The organism is Spirillospora sp. NPDC047279 (assembly GCF_040643285.1).
Classification (GTDB): Bacteria; Actinomycetota; Actinomycetes; order Streptosporangiales; family Streptosporangiaceae; genus Spirillospora.
Genome location: NZ_JBEYUA010000032.1, coordinates 62,585 through 81,316 on the forward strand (window position 1 = coordinate 62,585; position 18,732 = coordinate 81,316).

The window sequence follows — 18,732 nt, forward strand, 5'->3', positions numbered from 1 at the left end:
GGGGTATGGCCGGCTCTACCTGCCGGTTCTATCCGCCTGCTCTACCTGCCTGCTCTACCTGTAGGCGCCCCGCCGGTGGCAGCCGACCAGATGATCGTCCACCAGCCCGCACGCCTGCATCAGCGCATACGCCGTGGTGGGCCCCACGAAACGGAAACCGTGCCGCTTGAGCTCCTTGGCCAGCGCCTTGGACCCCGCCGTCGTCGCCGGCACGTCCGCGGTCGTCTCCGGCGCCGCCGCCCCCGGATCCGCGTACTTCCAGACCAGCTCGCCCAACCCGTCCGGCACCTCCAGAGCCGCCCGCGCGTTGTTGATCGCCGCGTCGATCTTCGCCCGGTTGCGCACGATCCGGACGTCGCCCAGCAACCGTTCGACATCGTCGGCCCCGTACGCGGCGACCTTCCCCATGTCGAACCCCGCGAACGCCTCCCGGAACCCCTCCCGCTTGCGCAGGATCGTCAGCCACGAGAGCCCCGACTGGAACGCCTCCAGGCACAACCGTTCGTACAGCCCCTGGTCATCGGTGACCGGCCGCCCCCACTCCTCGTCGTGGTAGGCCACATAGTCCGGCGCCGACACCCCCCACGGGCACCGCGCCAGCCCGTCCTCCCCCATCACGGCCCCGCTCATCGTTCCGCCACCTGAGCCAGCCGCCGCAACCCGAGCTTCATGAACATCCGGATCACCGGCCCCCCGACGATCCACCCCGCCCGTCCGAGAACCCCCAGCGGCAGATCCACCCGTTCAACCCACAGGACCCTGCACCCGGCCCCCACCGGCGTCACCTCGAACCAGGCGTCCCCCCGCACCAGCCGCCCCGTATGCCGCACCACAACGCGCCGCCCCGTCAGCCACTCAGTGATCACCATCGTGTCGAGGAACCCCACCGGCCCGACCCCCGTCCATCCCTTGATCTCCTCCCCCACCGCACGCCCGCCCTCGGCCCGCGTGAACGGCATCCACTCCGCATGCCGGGGCCAGTCGGTCAGCACCGCGAACACCTGGTCCGCCTCCACCGCCGCGTACTGCTCGGCGTGCACCGCGACCCGGCTCACGCCCGCTCATCCCGCCGCGCCGCCACGTTGTCCTCATGATCGTCGAACAACGCGGCCTCGAACTCCTCGTCCTCCTCGAACGACCCCGGATAGGCCGCCTCGGCCCGAGCCCAAACCGACCCCCCGTTCCCTCCACCAGGCACCACGCCACCCTCAGGGGCGCCGCCCGCAAAGGCCGCGTCCGCAGGGGTCGCGTGCGCGATGTCAGGGGACGAGGCACCCGCACCGGGAACATCGCCGTCGCGAGGCTCCTCGGCGGGCTCATCGATCACATCAGCGCCGTGACCACCTGCACCGCCGGAGTCCGCGGGCAGCGCACCGCGGTCAGCGTGCGCGCCCCCGGCCCCGGCTCCGCCTTCAGAAGCGGGGCCTGCCGGGGCGCCCGCATCAGGCTCCTCGCCGGGGCGGGGCTCCGCGGCGGGCTCATCGTTCACGTCGGCGCTGCGACCACCCGCATCACCAGGGTCGGTGGGCAACTCGCCGAGATCGGCATGCGCGGCCCCGGCGCCGACGGCACCACCGGCGGACTCGGCACCCGCAGACGCCGCACCCGCGGCGGTAGCACCCGTGGCGGCAGCACCCGTGGCGGCGGTGCGTGTGTCTTCGGGTGTGCGGGTGTCTTCGGGTGTGCGGGTGGCGTCGGCGGAGGTGGGTGAGGTGCCAGCGGGCTCGCTGCCGTAGGGCTCGCTGGGGTCGGGAGCGCCTGGAGCGGCGGGGCCCGTGGGGGACGTGTGCGCGGCGTCGGCGGAGGTGGCTTTCGCACCAGGAGGCTCGCTGTCGAAGGGCTCGCCGAGGTTGGGAGCGCCTGGAGCGGCAGGGTCGGTGGGGAGGACTGTCGCCGGGCTGGTGCCGGGCTGACCGTCCGCGGCGGGCTCCGGGAGCTCGACTGAACGCGGCTCGGGGTCGGACGCGTCATCTCCGACGGCGGGCTGAGCAGGGCCGTCGGCAGGTTCGGCGCTGTAGGGACGTTCGGCGGCGTCGCCTTGCGCGGCAACGGGGGGTGTGACGGCCCCAGGCGTCGTTGCCGGGGTAGCGGCCCCAGGCGTCGTTGCCGGGGTAGCGGCCCCAGGCGTCGTGGCCGGGGTGGCTGCTTCGGGGGCCCTCTGGAGGTCCGCTGTCTCGTGCAGGACGGGCGTCCTGTGGAGGTCGGCCGTCTCGTTCAGGTCGGTCGTCTCGCTGAGATCGGTCGTCTCGCTGAGGTCGGTCGTCCTGTTGAGGTCGGCGGGGGGTGTTTCCGCTGCGGGGGCTTCGCTTGCGGGGGTGTCCGGGGAGGGGAGCCCGGTTGCGGCGGGCTCCGCGGGAGCGGGCTGGTGCAGGTCATCGGCCACGTTCGGGGCGAACACCGGGACGGGGGCGGGGGTTGCGGCCGGCGCGTCGACGGCGGGGGCCTGCCACGGGTGGGGGTGGGGGGCGGGCTCGCCCAGGCGGAGGCGCAGCTCGTCGAGCTGCTGCTCCAGGGCGGCGGCGCGGGCCTCACGTTCGGCCAGGGAGTGGGCGAGGCGGCGCATGGCCTCGTCGGTGGCGGTGACCTGGTAGCCCCAGACGCCGCGCGGCAGGCGCAGGAGGGCCACGTCGGTGCCGGTGAGCGGGCGGTCGGAGAACGGGAGGGGCGGGTGGTCGGGATGGGCCCCGGCCAGTTCGCCGCCTCGGCCCATGGCGAGAACGACGACGGCGCCCAGCACGGCCAGGCCGGCCAGGACGAGGACCACAATCACGATCATGCTCCGTTCTGTCTACGGATCCGCATGAACGATCGTGCCACGTCCGGAGGAGTGGGGCCGCAGGACCACGCACTACAGCGATTCCCCCGCGGTCGCGGGGGAATCGCGAGCGGGGGCCTCAGCCGTGCAGGCGGTGCCAGGGGCCCTTGATGGCGAACGTCACGCCCGGGTCCTGGCGGTTGGCGAAGAGCGTGCGGCCGTCCAGCGAGAACGTGACGCCGGTGAACTCGCTGTCGTTGAACCCGTTCCGGCCGAACGCGAACGGGGCGCCCTTGCGGGTGGTGCCGATCAGGTACTGCTCGCCGTCGCCGTCCTCGGCCAGGATCACGCCGCCGCCGTACGGGGAGACGGTGATGTTGTCGGGGCCGTCGAAGCGGCCGCCGGGCTTGAAGACGAGCTCCAGCTCGATGGTGCGGCGGTGCGGGTCGTACTTCCAGACCTGGCCCGCGTGGTCGGCGGCGGCGCCGTCGGCGGTGTGGGAGTAGCTGGCGACGAAGTACGCCTTGCCGTGCCCCCACCAGGCGCCTTCGAGCTTCTGCGACCGGGTGATCTTCTCGAACTGCTTGCGCGTGGAGGTGGCGGCGGCCGACGGGTCGGGCACCTTCACCCACGTGACGCGGAACGTCGCGCCCGGTTCCTGGACGACGGACAGGTCGGGCAGGTCCTCGACGTACATGGCTTCGAGCAGGCCGCCCGCCATGTACGTGTGGTAGCCGCCGCGGTGCGTCTTGGGTGTGAACCGGTAGAAGAGGCCGAACGGCTTGCTGGCGTCCTCGGTCAGGTAGGCGATGTGGGTGTGCGGGTCGACGGCGACGGCCTCGTGCGCGAACCGGCCCAGCCCCGTCAGCGGCTCCGGCCTGGTCTTGCGCCCCGTCGGGTCGACCTCGAACACCCAGCCGTGCGACTTGGTCTGGCCGGTGAAACCCTCGGTCTCCTCGCAGGTCAGCCAGGTGCCCCAGGGCGTACGCCCGCCCGCGCAGTTGGTGGCGGTGCCGGCCAGGCTGATGCGGTGGCCGAGAAGGTCGCCGTCGCGGTCCACCTCGAGCGTGGTGGTGCCGCCGAACGCGGCGGGGTCGTACACCAGCCGGGAGTCCACGACCGGCTTGACGCCGCTGCCGGTCTGCTCGTGGTTGCGCACGAGCCGGGTGGTGCCGAAGCGCCCGCCGTGGAAGGTGGCGGTGCCGTCGTGCTTGCCGGGGACGAGCACGCCGTCGGCGATCGTGTCGCCCTGGGCGGAGAGAGCCTTGTACGAGAAGCCCTTCGGCAGGTCGAGCACGCCCTGGGGGTCGGGGACCAGCGGGCCGTAGCCGTACGCCTCCCCGACCTCGGCGCCGGCGGACGTCTGGAAGACCGACTCCAGGCTGCCGGCAAGGGCGATGGACAGCGCGCCGGCCGCGCCGCCCTTCATCACCCCGCGACGGGACACGGACATGGGGACTCCTTCACGTTTGAGGGATCGCCCCGGAGCTTGGCCCGGTCCAATGAACCCCCGGTGAACGACCGGGACCCGACCGGCAAACCCCCAGCGCACACCTCAGAGCCCGGCCCCGGCGCGCCCCCTCTCTCAGAGGAAGGCGAGGATGGCGGCGCCCACGATGAAGGAGACGGTGCCGGCCCACAGGCACTTCGAGCTTCTCAGGCCGCGGTCCTCGCGGAACGTCTCGCCGCTGGACAGGCGCAGGACGATGCCCAGCGCGGAGAGCGCCACTCCGGCGACGAGGGCCAGGAGCAGCCCGGCCACGAGGGCCTCCGGCGGTTGCTGGACCCTGTCGTACTTCAGGGCGGCCAGGACCATCGCCACGAAGAACGTCCCCACCTGGACGACGTCGGCTGCGCGGGACAACATCCCCGTCCCTCCTCACTGGTCATCGAAGGTTGCGGGGCGCCATGGGGAAACGTTCGACGCGGACGCGCAGGAGGCGGTAGCGGCTGGCGTCGCCGTTGTCGTCCATGGAACTGAGGAACTCGCGAAGGGTGTTGACGATCTCGACCATGGCGCCTTCGTCCCGGGCCGCCGACCGGGTCAGCGGGGCGATGACGGACGCCTGCGCCCACAGGGCGGTGACGGCGCAGGCCGCGGCGCTGGCCGCGAAGACGAGGGCCGCGGTCGTGCCGCCCTCCCCGGCGGTCAGCGCGGCGACGAGGGAGAGCAGTGCCACCGGGACGGCGATCTGGAGGATCCGGCCGGCGCGGGCGAGGTTGCGGTGGTGCTCCACCGTGCGCAGCAGCGCCTCCGCCCTGGACAGCTCGACGTCGAAGGCGTCGGGATCGGTGAGGGAGCGGGGCCGCGGATGTTCCGGCTGCGGACGTTCGGACGTCATAGCACCTTCCCCATCACCGAAAGGAAGTTGTTGAACAACGCGTCCTGCTCCCTGTTCACGAACTGGGACGGGGCCTCGTCGTGGAAGATCTTGTAGGGCTCCGGAAAGCAGCTGAACGGCAGGATCAGCACACGTTCCAGCGCGTCGCCGAGGGTGTCGGCGAAGTCGTCCAGGTGCCGGGAGAACGCGGAGCCGGCGCCCTCCCCGGGCAGGTAGTACTCCATGGCCTTGCGGCGGTCGTCCCAGAACAGGTCGCTCTTGGTGACCACGATGATGAGCCAGACCTTGTCGCGGCGGCTCCACGCGCGCACGAGGCGACGGGATATGTCTTTGAAGTCCTGGAGTTCCTCTTTGAGGTTGAGGTCTCGCACTGAGGCGATGGTCCTGGGCCGGCCATCCGCGATGAGCCGGTCCTCCAGGTGCGGCAGTTCGTCCGCGCGCACGGAGTTGTAACCCCAGGAAACGGCGTGGACCACGCCCACGGGATAGTTTCCGTCCCCCATGACCCGGCCCAGGGCCTCATTACGTTCCTCGCCCGGCTGCCCGGGGAGCACCCAGCTTTCGGCGCGAATCTTCTTGCGGCCGGTCTTGAACACGGTCCGGTGCGTCTCCGCGCCCAAGCTCTTTCCCGGCGGCCTGTATCCGAGGGAGACCCGCCCCTCCAACGCGTCGTAGAGGGTGCTTTTGCCCGCCCCCCGGTAACCCGTCACCGTGAGAGGCGCCGTGGTCCGGAAAAGGGAGAGGCGGCGCATCTGCTTGACGCTGGTGGCCGGAGGGGGCGCGGAGTCCCGGACGACCCCTTCGGCGGCGAGCCAGCCCTCGCGCACATCATTCCAGCGGACCACGCGTTTCCTTCCGACTCCGGCAGGTCGGGTCAGGCCCCTTATCTCAACGGCGACAATCTACATGTACGCGCATTCTCACGACACTTGGGAAACCGCACGCGACAACCGGCTCCGGCACCAATGCCTTTCGCCGCATTGACCACCCACGGCACCGCTCACGACCCGCGTTCGCGGTCGGGCCGTTGCTCAACGTCCGCGTGCGGGCCGCTCAGAGTTCGGCTTCGGCGTAGTCCTCGAGGGTGGGCTCGATGCGGGGCTGGGAGCGTTCCAGCAGGTCGAACGCCTCGTTCACGTCGGCGGTCCAGCCGACGGCGTCGAAGATCTTCGCGCGGGCGAACCCCTGGTCGACCAGGCCGGTCATCAGGTCGCGCAGCGGGTCGTAGACGCCGTACGGGTCGAGGATCACCACGGCCTTCTCGTGCATGGCGAGCACCCGGGCCGTCCAGACCTCGAAGAGCTCCTCCAGGGTGCCGATGCCGCCCGGAAGGATGAGGAACGCGTCGCTGCGGCGGTCCATCTCGCCCTTGCGGGAACGCATGTCGGGAGTGATGATCAGCTCGTCGTTGTCCTCGTCGGAGATCTCGACGCTGACCAGGCCCTCGGGGATCACTCCGACGGTGCGGGCCCCGCCGGCGCGGGCGGCACGGGCCACCGCACCCATGCACGACACCTGGGCGCCCCCGCTGACCAGGGTGTGGCCGCGGGCGGCCAGCTCCGCACCGACCTCGGTGGCGAGGTCGAGGTACCTGGGGTCGATCTTGCTGGACGACGCGCAGAACACGCAGACCGCACGCCCCATCAGGTGCCGTTCCGTCCCTCGGTGGCGGCCGCCTTGACGGCCTGTTCCTCTTCGCGGCGGCGCGCCTCCTCCTTGTGCGCCTCGACGATCACGCGGACGGCGTCGTCGGGGTCGTCGGTGAGGTGGAAGAGGTCGATGTCGGCCGCGGAGATCTTGCCCGAGGAGAGCAGCGAGGTCTTGATCCACTCGACCAGTCCGCCCCAGAACTCCGTGCCCATCAGGACGATCGGGAAGCGGGTGACCTTCTTGGTCTGGACGAGCGTGATCGCCTCGAACAGCTCGTCCAGCGTGCCGAACCCGCCGGGCAGGACGACGAACGCCTGGCTGTACTTGACGAACATCGTCTTGCGGACGAAGAAGTAGCGGAACTCGAGCGAGATGTCGCAGTAGTCGTTGATCCCCTGCTCGAAGGGGAGCTCGATGCCGAGGCCGACCGACAGGCCGCCGTTCTCGTCGGCGCCCTTGTTGCCCGCCTCCATGATCCCCGGACCGCCACCGGTGATCACCGCGTAGCCGTGGTCCACCAGCTTGGCGCCGACCCGCTCGGCGAGCTTGTACTCCTCGGAGTCGGGCTTGGTCCGCGCGCTGCCGAAGATGCTGACCGCCTTGGGCAGCTCGGCCAGCAGCCCGAATCCCTCGACGAACTCCGCCTGGATCCGCAGGACCCGCCACGGGTCGGCGTGGACCCAGTCCGCTGTGGCGCGGCCGTCGAGGAGCCGCTGATCGGTGGTGGTCTGCGGTACGGCCCGGCCGCGCAACATCGCGGGCCCCTGCCGCCGGGAACGAGGACTCAAGTCGGATGCCATGCCCTCACCGTAGCCAAGGCCCTTGGTGATCTCGCCCGAATATCCTGATCAGGCGCGTGCGCCCGGCGAGCGTTCCCCGCCGCCGGCCGCGCCGGGTGACACGGGGGCCCGTCGCGACGCTGATGTTTGCGTGAGCATCGACCTCAACACCGGCGGCGCCGACGGCCCGACCCGTCCGCACCGCGCCCCGCAGGCGCGTGGCTCGTACGAGCCTCGGCACGCGGGCGGCGCGCAGGGTCCGCGGACGCTGCCGCTGACTCAGGCCTCGCAGGTCGCCCAGACCGCTCAGGCCGTGCACGACACGCAGGTGCTGCCGGAGGTTGAGGAGGGTGAGGGAGCGCCGGTCTTCGTGGACGGCAGCGGGCGGCGGGCTCGTGGCGTTCGCATCGCCGGGGCCCTCGCCGGGGCGGGCCTGACCGTGTATCTCGCCGTGGTGGGCGTGAACCTCGCCACCGGAGCGGAGGTCCCGCTCACACCGTGGCCTGCGGGGAAGCCCACCGGCACCGGGCCGGACGGCACGCCGCGGACCGGGACGACACCGCACCGCCCGGCAGGGCCCGGTGCCTCCGGGAACCCGCGGAACGGGGGCGTCCCGAACGCCGGGACGCCGTCGCTCGGCAGCGGGAACGATCAGTCCCGGCCGTCCGCCTCCACCGCGCCGTCGGCGCCCGTGACCACGCCGGTCCCGGCGACGACGCGTCCCGGGAAGTCGCAGGCGACGCCGCCCGCGTACGGCAAGAAGAAGAAAGACCAGAGCGGCTGACCCGTGAAGAGCCATGAACCCAAGGGCCACTGGATCCTGCTCCTGCTGAGCGGCATCGCCCTCACCGTCGCGCTGCTGGTGCACGGCTTCGCGAGCGGGCAGATGGGTGAGGGAACGGGCGGCCCCACGGCCGCGTCCCAGGCCGCTCCACCGCCCGCCGAGGCGACCCGCGCGGGCCCGGTGCTCAACCTGACCGACGGGACGCTGCGCAGCGCCCGCCCCCGTCCCGGCATGATCGCCCTGACGTTCGACGACGGCCCCGACCCGACGTGGACGCCCCGGCTCCTCGACGTCCTGCGCAAGCACCGCGCGCACGCCACGTTCTTCGCCCTCGGCTCGAACGTCGCCCAGAGCCCCGGCGTGGCCCGGCGGATGATCCGCGAGGGCCACGAGATCGGCTCGCACACCTACACCCACGTCGACCTGGGTTCGGTCCCTTCCTGGCGGCTCAGGCTGGAACTGGACCTCACCCAGCGGGCCCTGGCCGGAGCGACCGGCCGCGGCACCAACCTCGTCCGGCAGCCGTACTCCTCCACCCCGTCCGGGCTCACCGGGCCGCAGTGGCAGGCCGTGCGGGCCGCCGCCGGGCAGGGCTACCTGACCGTGCTCACCGACCGCGACACCGAGGACTGGTCCCGCCCCGGCATCGAGAAGATCGTGGAACGCGCCGCCGGCGGCGGCGGGACCGGTCGTGCCGGGGCGATCGTGATGTTGCACGACGCCGGCGGCGACCGGGCCGAGACCGTCGCGGGGGTGGACGCGATCCTGACGCGCCTGTCCGCGCAGGGATACCGGTTCACCACCGTCTCCGAGGCGATCGGCCTGCCACCCGGCAACACGCCCGCCTCCACCGGCCAGAAGGCGATCGGGAAGGCCCTGGTCTGGGGCCAGCTGGGCTCGTCCTGGATCGTCGGCGGCCTGACCTCGCTGTTCGCCGTGGCCGCCGTCCTGACCGCGCTGCGACTGGTCGTCCTGCTCGGCTTCGCCCGGACGCACGCGGGCCGGGTCCGCCGCCTTCGCCGCCGGCGGAGCCGCCGCGACCAGCCGCCGTTCACCCCGCCGCTCTCGGTGATCGTCCCCGCCTACAACGAGGAGGCGGGCATCGAGGCGACGATCCGTTCGCTCCTCGACACCGACTACCCCGCGCCGGTCGAGGTGATCGTCGTGGACGACGGCTCGACCGACCGCACCGCCCAGATCGCCGCCACGTTCACCTCCGTCGCGGGCGTACGGCTCATCCGCAAGCCGAACGGCGGCAAGCCGAGCGCGCTCAACGCCGGGGTCGCCGCCGCGCGCGCCGGCATCGTGGTGCTGGTGGACGGTGACACCGTCTTCCAGCGCGACACCCTCCGCAACCTCGTCGCGCCGATGGCCGACCCGCGGGTCGGCGCGGTCAGCGGCAACACCAAGGTCGCCAACCGCGGCGGCGTCATCGGACGCTGGCAGCACATCGAGTACGTGATCGGCTTCAACCTCGACCGGCGGATGTTCGACCTCCTCCAGTGCATGCCGACCATCCCCGGGGCCATCGGCGCGTTCCGGCGCGGCGCGCTGGCCTCGGCCGGCGGCGTCTCCGACGACACCCTCGCCGAGGACACCGACCTCACGATGGCCATCTGCCGCGCGGGGTGGCGGGTCGTGTACGAGGAGAGCGCGCTGGCCTGGACCGAGGCGCCCGCCTCGATCCGGCAGCTCTGGCGGCAGCGCTACCGCTGGTGCTACGGAACGCTCCAGGCGATGTGGAAGCACCGCGGCGCCCTCGTCCAGACCGGGAGCTCGGGTCGCTTCGGCCGTCGCTGCCTGCCCTACCTGGCCGTCTTCCAGGTGGCGCTGCCGCTGTTCGCCCCGGCCGTGGACGTCTTCACGCTCTACGGCCTCTGCTTCCTCGACCCGGGCAAGCTGGCGCTCTCCTGGCTGTTCTTCACCCTGCTCCAGGCGGTCGCGGGCGCGTACGCCCTCCGCCTGGACGGCGAGCCGCTCCGCACGTTGTGGGTGCTGCCCCTCCAGCAGGTCGTCTACCGCCAGCTGATGTACCTGGTCGTCATCCAGTCGCTGGTCACGGCCATCGCGGGCGCGCGGCTCGGCTGGCACACCATCCGCCGCACCGGCACCTTCACCACACCCGGCCCCGGCCTCCCCGAACCCGCCGCCCAGCCCCGCTGACCCGACCACCGCAACGCGTCCACGGGCCGACGCGTCAGGACCTCGAGACCGCAGCGCGTCAGGCGGTGAGCCAGGCGCGCATGCGGTGCTCGCAGTCGGCGATCAGCGGGATCTCGACGTACTCGTCCCTGGTGTGCGCCAGCGTCGGCTCCCCCGGCCCGTAGTTGACCGCCGGGACGCCCAGCTCGGAGAAGCGGGCCACGTCCGTCCAGCCGAGCTTGGCGCGCACCTCGGCGCCCGTCGCCGCCACGAACGCGGCCGCCGCCGGATGCGTCAGCCCCGGGCGGGCCGCCGGGGAGCCGTCGGTGACCACGACCTCGAAACCCTTGAAGAGATCGCGCAGGTACGCCTCGGCGTCCGCGAGCGACTTGTCCGGGGCGAAGCGGTAGTTGATCGTGACGACGCACTCGTCCGGGATCACGTTGCCCGCGACGCCGCCGCGCACGAACACCGCGTTCAGGCCCTCGTGGTACTCCAGCCCGTCGACGACGGGACGGGTGGGCTCGTACGCGCGCAGCACGTCGAGGATCTCGCCCGCCCTGTGGATCGCGTTGGAGCCCATCCAGGCGCGCGCGCTGTGCGCCCGTTCGCCCGGCGCGGTCACCTCGACGCGGATGGTGCCCTGGCAGCCGCCCTCGATCAGCGCGGTCGTGGGCTCCATCAGCACCGCGAAGTCGCCGGCGAGCAGCTCGGGACGCGTCTCGGCGAGCTTCCTGAGCCCGTTGCGCGCCGCGTCGACCTCCTCGCACTCGTAGAACACGAACGTGATGTCGCGGGTCGGCGCGGTGACGGTCGCGGCCAGCTTCAGCGCGACGGCGACGCCGCTCTTCATGTCGGTCGTGCCGCAGCCGTACAGGCGGTCGCCCTCGACCCGGGACGGCAGGTTGCCGTTCAGCGGGACGGTGTCCAGGTGCCCGGCGAGCACGACGCGTTCGGGGAGGCCGAGCCCGGTGCGGGCGACCACGTTCTCGCCGACGCGCTCGACCGTCAGGTGCGGCAGGGCCAGCAGCGCCTCCTCGACCGCGTCCGCGAGCTCCCGCTCGCCGCCGCTCACCGACTCGATGTCGACGATCGCCGCCGTCAGGTCCGTCACGTCCGCGGACAGGTCGAGCCGCGTGGGGTCAGGGCGCATGGAAGGAAACCCTATGCCAAACCGGCGAAGGGACCCGCCCGGCTCGGGGCGAGTCCCTTCGTCGAGGTCGCGGCGGCGTCAGGTGTTGATGCCGTGGTCGCGGAGGATGTCGTTCAGCTCGGCCTTGTCGTGCCGCCGCCCCTCCTCCAGGCGCTTGAGGATGAGCACGGCCGGCATGCCGAACGTGCCGCCCTTGAACTCCTTGAGCCGGGTGCCGCCGACCGCCACGCACCAGTCGGGGATGCGGCCGCGGCTGATCTCCTCGCCCGTCTCGACGTCGATGACCGGCATGGACGCCGACAGGTTGGTGCCGGAGCCGACCACCGCGCCCTTGCCGACCCGGGCGCCCTCGACGATCATCGAACGGCTGCCGATCATGGCCTCGTCCTCGACGATCACCGGCACCGCGTTCGGCGGCTCCAGCACGCCGCCGATGCCCACGCCGCCCGACAGGTGCACGTTCTTGCCGATCTGCGCGCAGGAGCCGACCGTGGCCCAGGTGTCGACCATGGTGCCGCCGTCGACGTACGCGCCGATGTTGGTGAACGAGGGCATCAGGACCACGCCGGGCGCCAGGTAGGAGCCCCAGCGGGCGATGGCGCCCGGGACCACGCGCACGCCGTCCAGGCGGCTCTTGAGCGGGATGCGGTCGTGGTACGCGAAGTCGCCGACCTGGGAACGCACCATGCCGAGCACCTTGAAGCTCATCAGGATGGCGCGCTTGGCGCGCTCGTCGACGACCACGCCGTCGGACGCCGCGTCGATGAGGGCGACGCGGGCCTCGCCGGCGTCGATCTGGTCGACGGCGGCGACGATGGCCGCCCGTGCCTCGGCGTCGTCCGGGGTGAGCTCGGCGCGCCGCTCCCACAGCTCGTCGATGACGGCGGAGATCGGGCTGGTGAACGATTCGGTCATGGCCCATGAGCTTACCGAGGCCCAACTCCCGGTACCGTCGTCGCGTGGGTGCATGGGATCAACGACGCGTGCGCGTGACCGGGATCACGCTGGCCGTCATGCTGATGGTCGGCGTCGGCGGCTACGTGGCGTGGGAGCGCGTCCGCCCGTACCTCCACGGGTCCAACTGCGAGGTGCGGACGGCGGCCGGCAAGATGCCGCTCGACCTCGAACAGGGCGCGAACGCCGCGACCATCGCCGCGGTCGCCTACCGCAAGCAGCTGCCCGAACGGGCGGCCGTGATCGCGTACGCCACCGCGATCCAGGAGTCGCACATCCGCAACCTTCCCGGCGGCGACCGCGACTCGGTCGGCATGTTCCAGCAGCGCCCGTCGCAGGGCTGGGGCACGCCCGACAAGCTCCGCGACCCCGTGACGTCCACCAGCAAGTTCTTCGACGCCCTCGTCAAGGTGAAGGACTACCTCGACCGCGACCTGCACGACGCCGCCCAGCGGGTGCAGCGCAGCGCGGACGGCACCGCGTACGCCCAGCACGAGCCGGACGGCAAACTGCTCGCCCAGGCGTTCACCGGCCGCATGCCCGCCTCGGTGCGCTGCTGGTACCCGCCCAACAAGCAGACCTCGTCGCGCCGCCCCGAGGCGCTGCGCGAGCTGCGCCGCGCGTTCGGCAGCCGCCTCCAGGTCGAGAACCCGGCCGCGACCACGACCCTGAGCAACGACCAACCGCCGCACACCGGCTCCGACGCCGTCCGGGTCGGCGGCGCCCGTACCGGCTGGGCGGTCGCCTCCTGGGCGGTGACCCACGCTCAGGTGTACGGCCTCACCGAGGTCCGCCACGCCGGCAAGACCTGGACGTCCGGCGAGGGCCACGACGGCTGGACCGAGGACTCCGGCGCCCCCACCGACCGGGTCATCATCAGATAGCCACCCGGCCGGCGATCAGCCGAGCTTGAGAAGGCCCGCGTCGACGACGGCGCGGCCGAAGGGGCGGGCGAGCTCGGCGAGGCGCTCGCAGCCGTCCTCGCCGAGGGCCGCGTAGGCGGGCACCGCGAGCGCGTCCGTGCGGTCCTCGATGTGCTTGCGGAGGGCCTTGCCCTCGGCGCTCAGCTCCTCGCCGTCCAGCACGCCGCGTTCACGCAGGCCCTCCGCGGCCGCGTCCCATTCCTCGGCCGGCCAGGCGCGGCTGAACTTGAGGAACGCGGTCGGCACGTCGCCGCTGGCCCCGTGCAGGATGAGCGCGTCCAGCGCGCCGACGCCCTCGCTGACCAGCACCGCGATGTGCCCGTCGCCGCGGTACTCCCGCAGCAGGGTCTGGGCGTGCCACAGCTGCTCGACCGTGTCCTCCGGCCAGGGCAGGGCCGCGTGGGCGGCGAACAGCGGGCGGCCCTCCACCGACTCGGTGGCCGCCTCGGCGGCGCGCCGGGCCAGGCCCAGTGTCTCGTCGAGCCCGGCGACCTCGTGGATCCCGGCCCGGCGCAGCGCCGCGGCGGCGGCCTCGCGCCGCGCGTCCAGCATCTGCCGCGGGGTGACCACGTCCCAGGCCGCGGGCAGCGCCTCGCGCACGAGCCCGGGGTGGAAGTTGTAGAAGGTCGCGATGACCAGGTCGGCCGAGGCCTCGCCGAACGCCGCGCTGCGGCTGGCGAAGTAGCCCGCCATGCCCTTGAGGCCGAGCTCGGCGTACCGCCGCCCGCCCTCGGGGACGAAGTAGATCATGCTGTGCACCGGCTCCAGCCGGCGCCATGCCTGTCGCGCTGCCCGCATTCGTCCCCTCCAGATACCGACCGGTCGGTAACTAGAACCTAATTCTAGTGATCGTGCCCCGTCAATCCCGGCACCGCCGTGCCGCCCGCCGTGCCGCCCGCCGTGCCGCCCGCCGTGCCGCCCGCCGTGCCGCTTGACCTTGACGCAACGTCAACGTTTGTAATGAAGGCATGAAGATCGGCGAACTCGCGGCGCTGGTGGGCGTGTCGACCCGCACCATCCGCCACTACCACCACCAGGGCCTGCTGCCCGAGCCCGAACGGCGGGCCAACGGTTACCGCGAATACCTGCTGCGCGACGCGGTGATCCTCGCCCGCGTCCGGCGGCTCGCCGAACTCGGCCTCTCCCTCGACGAGGTCCGCGACGTCCTGGCCGACGACCAGGGCAAGGACCTGCGCGAGGTCCTCCGCGAACTGGACGACGACCTCGCCCGCCAGCAGCTCTCGATCCAGAAGCGCCGCGAACGCCTCGCCGCCCTCCTCGCGGAGACCGACCTCGACGCCGACTCGGCGGTCTCCCCCGCCATGGCGTCCGTCCTGCGCACCCTCCCCGCCGGCGGCTCCACGTTCGCCGACTTCGACCGCGAGATGCTCGCCCTCGTCGACACCACCGCCGGCCCGGGCGAACGCGAGGCGTTCGCCGCCATGTTGCGGCCCCTCACCGAACCCGAGGCGGTCGCCCGCGGCCACGCCATCTACGCCCGGATGGACGACCTGGCCGACGCCGCCCCCGACGACCCGCGCGTCGCCGCCCTCGCCCGGGAGGTCGCCGGCCACCTCCCCGCCGAGATGAAGGCGATGATGCTCGCCGCCACGGCCAACGGCCACGACCAGTGGCTGGACGAGATGCCGCTCCACCTCTCCCCCGCCCAGGCCAAGGTCTTCGACCTGCTCATGGACATCCTTCAGGAGGAACGATGAGGCTCGCCCGCGCCATCCTCTACACCGTCGTACCCCTGGAGGTGATCTTCCTGATCCTCCTCGCGTCCGGGGTCCGGCCGCCCCCCACCGTCCTCCTGATCACCGAGTTCCTCGTGGCCGCGGCGTTCCTCTTCGAACTCGCCGTCGCCGCCCGCCTCTACCTCGCCGCCCGCCGCACCGGCGCCACCGCCCGCGCCGCGCTGCGTTCGGTCATGCACGACCTGGTGCCCGTACGCGTCCGCCGGATCATCGGCTTCGACACCAAGGGCCTGGTCAGCCTCGCCCTCTGGGTCGCCCGCCGCCGCCACGGCGTCCCCGACGGCGCCACCGCCGTCTCCTACTCGCGCGCCGAGACGACCACGAAGATGGTCTTCCTCTTCGCCATGGTGGTCGAGCTCTTCGCCGTCGAGATCCTCCTGCGCGCCCTGGGCGTCCCGGCGCCCGTCCGCACGGTCGTCCTCGTCCTGGACGCCTACTCCATCCTGATCGTCCTCGCCGTGATCGCCGCCTGCGTCACCCGCCCGCACGTCATCACCGCCGACGAGGTGCGCATCCGCTACGGCGCGTTCTTCGACCTGCGCGTCCCCCGCGCCCAGATCGCCGGGGTCCGCCAGGTCACCGACTACAACGAGAGCAAGATCTTCAACGTCGAGGACGACCGCCTCGGCATCGCCGTCGCCTCCCAGACCAACATCGTCCTCGACCTCACCGAGCCCATCACCGCCACCCGCCCCCTGGGAGGCCTGACCGAGGCCACCACCGTCCGCTTCTTCGCCGACGCCCCCGCCTCCGCCCTCGCCGCCCTCAACTCAACTCCGCCACGACCCGTTCGCACAGCTCGTGAGTACGCAGGGGATCACTGAGATCGAACGACCGCCCCGCCCGCACCCCGTCCAGGAACGCCGTGCAGATCTGCTCGAACCCCCGCTGCGCCCCGACCGGCCGCCACCCGTCCACCGCCTGCCGCACCCGCTCGCCCCGCCCGTGCCGGACGACCTCCACGAGATCCACCACCTCGTACTTGGCGCCCGGCCCGGTCACCTCCAGCCGTTCCTCCTTCGACCCGCTCAGCCTGTGCATCACGCCCACCGCAGTGAAGCCGTCCCCGCCCAGCGTGACCGCCACATGGTGCAGATCGTCACCCTCGACCCGCCCGGACACCGCCACCGTCTCCACCCCCACCTCCGCCGGCGCCAGGAACCGCAGCGTGTCGACCACATGGATGAAGTCGTCATAAACGACCTCCCGAACACTCCCCGTCTCCCCCGCCGCGTTCTTCTGCAGAACGACCAGATCCCGGGGCACCCCCGCCGCGGCGACATACGCCGGCGCGTAACGCCTGTTGAAGCCCACCATCAACGGCGTACCCCCGGCCCGCTCCACCAGCGCCCGAGCCCCGTCCACCGAACCGTCCAGCGGCTTGTCCACATACGTCGGCACCCCGGCGTCCAGCAGCCGCCCCACCACCTCCTGATGCCGATCGGTCGGCACATGCACGAACGCGGCCTCGACCCCCGCCCCGATCAGCGCCTCAAGCTCCTCGAACCGCCGCCCGTCCCCCACCCGATAAGCGTCCGCCACCCGATCCAGCCGCTCCCGCGACCGCGTCATCAGGTGCAGATCAAGCCCCTTGGCCCCCAGCACAGGCAAATAAGCCTTCTGCGCGATTGACCCCAGCCCCACAACCCCAACCTTCACCCCACCATCCTCCCCAACCACAACCCCACATCCCAACCCCCTCCCCAACAACCCCTCCCACACCCCCACTCCCGAACCCCATCCCCTCCACCACCACAACCCACCACCCTCCCCCGGCGCACACTCCAACGCGCGGTCCCCACACCCCGTGCCCCTCACCGCGCGGCGCTCCACCGCGCCCCCTTCACAGCGCAGCGCTCCACCGCGCAGCGCCCCACCGCCGCCCCCCCTTCACAGCGCGCCCTTTACGCGCCCTTCGACTTCCCAGCCTGGAAACAGCGGCCACGACGCCGAGCACTACCTGCTCGAGCAGGAAGGGTCGCTGCGGACTTGGCGGAAGAGTTCGGAGCTGCAGAAGCAGCATGAGGTGCCCAAACGCAGTCCTGTCCATTGGGTGAACGACTCAGACCCCGTGAGCAAGGCCCAGTTCGTCGCCGCCCACAGAACCTTCCACGGCATCCCGTACGCGACGTTCTGCCGCACTTGGGCGCCAGCCAACCTGCCTGACACCCAAGTGCCTGGACGGCGACACTCGCGCGGCGAATGAGCCGTCAGGCACTCGGATGCGATGGCGGCTGGCCTGTTCTGTCAGTTGCGCCCGTGGGCGTTCACTCTCGCGCTTCGCGAGCCTGACGAACCGGGCTGCCTTCCTGGACTCAGGCGTGCAGGGTGGGCCGGTAGATGAGCTCTTGAATGTGGCCGTCGAACGTCCGGCTCTCGATCAGCTCGAGGTCGAAGTCGGCCGCACCCTGGAAGATCGGGTCCTCTCCGGTCCGACCGGTGATCACGGGGAAGATCGTCAGCTGGACGCGGTCGACCAGACCGGCGGCCATCAGCGCCCGGTTCATCGACAGGCTCCCGTGCGACCGCAACGGCACCGGCGACTCCTCCTTGAGCCGGGCGACGACGTCCACGGCGTCACCGCTCACCAGGGTCGCGTCCGGCCAGTCGAGGGGCCCTTCCAGGGTCGTCGACACCACGGTCGTCGGCATGTTCGTCATCGCTGTGTTCACCGGGTCAGACACCTCGGGCTCCGCGGCGCTCGTGCCCAGGATCTGCACGAATTGCCGAAAGGTGTTGGCCCCGAGGACCATCCGCTGCTCCTCGCTGTAAAGGGCGAGGCGACGATCAAGGTACTCAGGCCCCTGCTTGCCCCAGTAGCCGCCCCAGTCGCCACTGCTGTTGTAGGAGCCGAAGCCGTCGAGGCTGGAGAAGACGTCGAACGTGTAGGTAGCGGCCATGATGCTCTCCTCGTGAGCGGCGACCGGCCCGTTGCCGGCCTCTCACCCTGGCCACGAACGGACTCGACACCACTCGACACCACCGCCCACCAATCTTGAGATCCATCTCGCCGCCTTGATTCCCAGGCCAGCCCACCAGGCCGGGAACCTCCCCCAGGCCGGAGATCTCCTACGTCACCGACATCGGACGGTGGTCGACGGCGCCCTCTGACCTCGACTCCCCTCCTACGCTCACCTCACTCACCAGGCCTGCGCCCTTCGTCCACCAGTGAGTGAGCTGATTCCAGCCTCATTCGCCCCTTTGGCCGGTGTGGTCGTCCGGCTGCGGCTGGGGCGGCGCTGGGGTTCGAACTTGGCGGCGACGAACCAAAGGAGTGGACGGCGAGCGTGGCCTGTTAGCTGAAGGTCTCCGGTAGCTGGCGTTCACACTGACGAGCGTTGCCGCGCTTCGCACGGGGATGTGTCGGTGCGGGCGCGGCGGGCAGATCAGGTCCGCTGGGGGCGAGGGTTGAGCGGGGACGGTCACCCCTTTAGCTGATGTGGTTGTCCGGCTGCGGCTGGGGTGGCGCTGGAGTTCGAACTTGGCAGCGACG

General features: G+C 71.7%; 19 protein-coding genes. 5 read left to right on the forward strand and 14 right to left on the reverse strand.

Annotated features, from left to right (window positions below; all coding sequences use genetic code 11):
- Window positions 1-54: 54 nt before the first annotated feature.
- The 9 genes from ABZ810_RS46080 to ABZ810_RS46120 all read right to left on the reverse strand — a co-directional run bounded on the left by ABZ810_RS46080 (window position 55) and on the right by ABZ810_RS46120 (window position 7,547).
- Complete coding sequence (locus ABZ810_RS46080) at window positions 55-630, reverse strand: DNA-3-methyladenine glycosylase I (RefSeq protein ID WP_358414624.1); 576 nt, start codon at window positions 628-630, stop codon at window positions 55-57.
- Window positions 627-1,055: an SRPBCC family protein gene (locus ABZ810_RS46085; RefSeq protein WP_358414627.1), complete on the reverse strand. Its 429-nt coding sequence runs from the start codon at window positions 1,053-1,055 to the stop codon at window positions 627-629. Before ABZ810_RS46085 ends, ABZ810_RS46080 begins: the two co-directional genes overlap by 4 nt.
- Window positions 1,052-2,776 (reverse strand): hypothetical protein, encoded by a 1,725-nt coding sequence (locus ABZ810_RS46090; protein WP_358414630.1) that lies wholly within the window; start codon window positions 2,774-2,776, stop codon window positions 1,052-1,054. Before ABZ810_RS46090 ends, ABZ810_RS46085 begins: the two co-directional genes overlap by 4 nt.
- Window positions 2,777-2,894: 118 nt before the next feature.
- On the reverse strand, window positions 2,895-4,208 hold the full coding sequence (locus ABZ810_RS46095) for an alkaline phosphatase PhoX (RefSeq protein WP_358414633.1): 1,314 nt from the start codon (window positions 4,206-4,208) through the stop codon (window positions 2,895-2,897).
- Between the two features lie 132 nt (window positions 4,209-4,340).
- Window positions 4,341-4,622 carry a hypothetical protein gene (locus ABZ810_RS46100; RefSeq protein ID WP_358414635.1) on the reverse strand — a complete coding sequence of 94 codons (282 nt, stop codon included), beginning with the start codon at window positions 4,620-4,622 and terminating at the stop codon, window positions 4,341-4,343.
- 19 nt (window positions 4,623-4,641) lie between these two features.
- Entirely contained in the window at window positions 4,642-5,097 is a 456-nt protein-coding gene (locus tag ABZ810_RS46105; protein ID WP_358414638.1) for a hypothetical protein, read from the reverse strand.
- The gene (locus ABZ810_RS46110) at window positions 5,094-5,942 is read right to left on the reverse strand and encodes a hypothetical protein (RefSeq protein WP_358414641.1); all 849 of its coding nucleotides are present in this window, start codon (window positions 5,940-5,942) and stop codon (window positions 5,094-5,096) included. The genes ABZ810_RS46105 and ABZ810_RS46110 overlap by 4 nt, the downstream gene beginning before the upstream one ends.
- 208 nt (window positions 5,943-6,150) lie before the next feature.
- The gene (locus ABZ810_RS46115; protein ID WP_358414644.1) at window positions 6,151-6,741 is read right to left on the reverse strand and encodes a TIGR00730 family Rossman fold protein; all 591 of its coding nucleotides are present in this window, start codon (window positions 6,739-6,741) and stop codon (window positions 6,151-6,153) included.
- Entirely contained in the window at window positions 6,741-7,547 is an 807-nt protein-coding gene (locus tag ABZ810_RS46120) for a TIGR00730 family Rossman fold protein (protein WP_358414647.1), read from the reverse strand. The genes ABZ810_RS46115 and ABZ810_RS46120 overlap by 1 nt, the downstream gene beginning before the upstream one ends.
- A gap of 130 nt (window positions 7,548-7,677) precedes the next feature.
- Between ABZ810_RS46120 and ABZ810_RS46125 the strand changes: the two genes are divergently transcribed.
- Both ABZ810_RS46125 and ABZ810_RS46130 read left to right on the forward strand, forming a co-directional pair.
- Window positions 7,678-8,310, forward strand: coding sequence for a hypothetical protein (locus tag ABZ810_RS46125; RefSeq protein WP_358414650.1), 633 nt, complete (start codon window positions 7,678-7,680; stop codon window positions 8,308-8,310).
- A 3-nt stretch (window positions 8,311-8,313) separates the two neighbouring features.
- Complete coding sequence (locus ABZ810_RS46130) at window positions 8,314-10,473, forward strand: glycosyltransferase (protein ID WP_358414653.1); 2,160 nt, start codon at window positions 8,314-8,316, stop codon at window positions 10,471-10,473.
- Between the two features lie 58 nt (window positions 10,474-10,531).
- Here the strand turns inward: ABZ810_RS46130 and dapE are convergent, their stop codons facing one another.
- Together dapE and ABZ810_RS46140 are read right to left on the reverse strand one after the other, a co-directional pair.
- Window positions 10,532-11,605: a succinyl-diaminopimelate desuccinylase gene (gene dapE, locus ABZ810_RS46135; RefSeq protein WP_358414656.1), complete on the reverse strand. Its 1,074-nt coding sequence runs from the start codon at window positions 11,603-11,605 to the stop codon at window positions 10,532-10,534.
- 78 nt (window positions 11,606-11,683) lie between these two features.
- Entirely contained in the window at window positions 11,684-12,520 is an 837-nt protein-coding gene (locus tag ABZ810_RS46140; protein WP_358414659.1) for a 2,3,4,5-tetrahydropyridine-2,6-dicarboxylate N-succinyltransferase, read from the reverse strand.
- Window positions 12,521-12,564: 44 nt separating this feature from the next.
- Here ABZ810_RS46140 and ABZ810_RS46145 point away from each other — a divergent pair, with 44 nt between their 5' ends.
- Entirely contained in the window at window positions 12,565-13,443 is an 879-nt protein-coding gene (locus ABZ810_RS46145) for a hypothetical protein (protein WP_358414662.1), read from the forward strand.
- Between the two features lie 15 nt (window positions 13,444-13,458).
- Here the strand turns inward: ABZ810_RS46145 and ABZ810_RS46150 are convergent, their stop codons facing one another.
- Window positions 13,459-14,280, reverse strand: coding sequence for a hypothetical protein (locus ABZ810_RS46150; RefSeq protein ID WP_358414664.1), 822 nt, complete (start codon window positions 14,278-14,280; stop codon window positions 13,459-13,461).
- Window positions 14,281-14,450: 170 nt separating this feature from the next.
- Here ABZ810_RS46150 and ABZ810_RS46155 point away from each other — a divergent pair, with 170 nt between their 5' ends.
- Together ABZ810_RS46155 and ABZ810_RS46160 are read left to right on the forward strand one after the other, a co-directional pair.
- Window positions 14,451-15,200: a MerR family transcriptional regulator gene (locus ABZ810_RS46155; RefSeq protein WP_358414667.1), complete on the forward strand. Its 750-nt coding sequence runs from the start codon at window positions 14,451-14,453 to the stop codon at window positions 15,198-15,200.
- On the forward strand, window positions 15,197-16,063 hold the full coding sequence (locus ABZ810_RS46160) for a hypothetical protein (protein ID WP_358414670.1): 867 nt from the start codon (window positions 15,197-15,199) through the stop codon (window positions 16,061-16,063). The genes ABZ810_RS46155 and ABZ810_RS46160 overlap by 4 nt, the downstream gene beginning before the upstream one ends.
- On the opposite strand, the gene ABZ810_RS46165 is transcribed toward ABZ810_RS46160, so the two are convergent.
- Window positions 16,005-16,898 carry a Gfo/Idh/MocA family oxidoreductase gene (locus ABZ810_RS46165; RefSeq protein ID WP_358414673.1) on the reverse strand — a complete coding sequence of 298 codons (894 nt, stop codon included), beginning with the start codon at window positions 16,896-16,898 and terminating at the stop codon, window positions 16,005-16,007. The genes ABZ810_RS46160 and ABZ810_RS46165 overlap by 59 nt on opposite strands.
- 656 nt (window positions 16,899-17,554) lie before the next feature.
- A complete protein-coding gene (locus tag ABZ810_RS46170) occupies window positions 17,555-18,139 on the reverse strand; it encodes a dihydrofolate reductase family protein (RefSeq protein ID WP_358414676.1) in 585 nt (194 codons plus the stop codon).
- Window positions 18,140-18,732 lie beyond the last annotated feature (593 nt).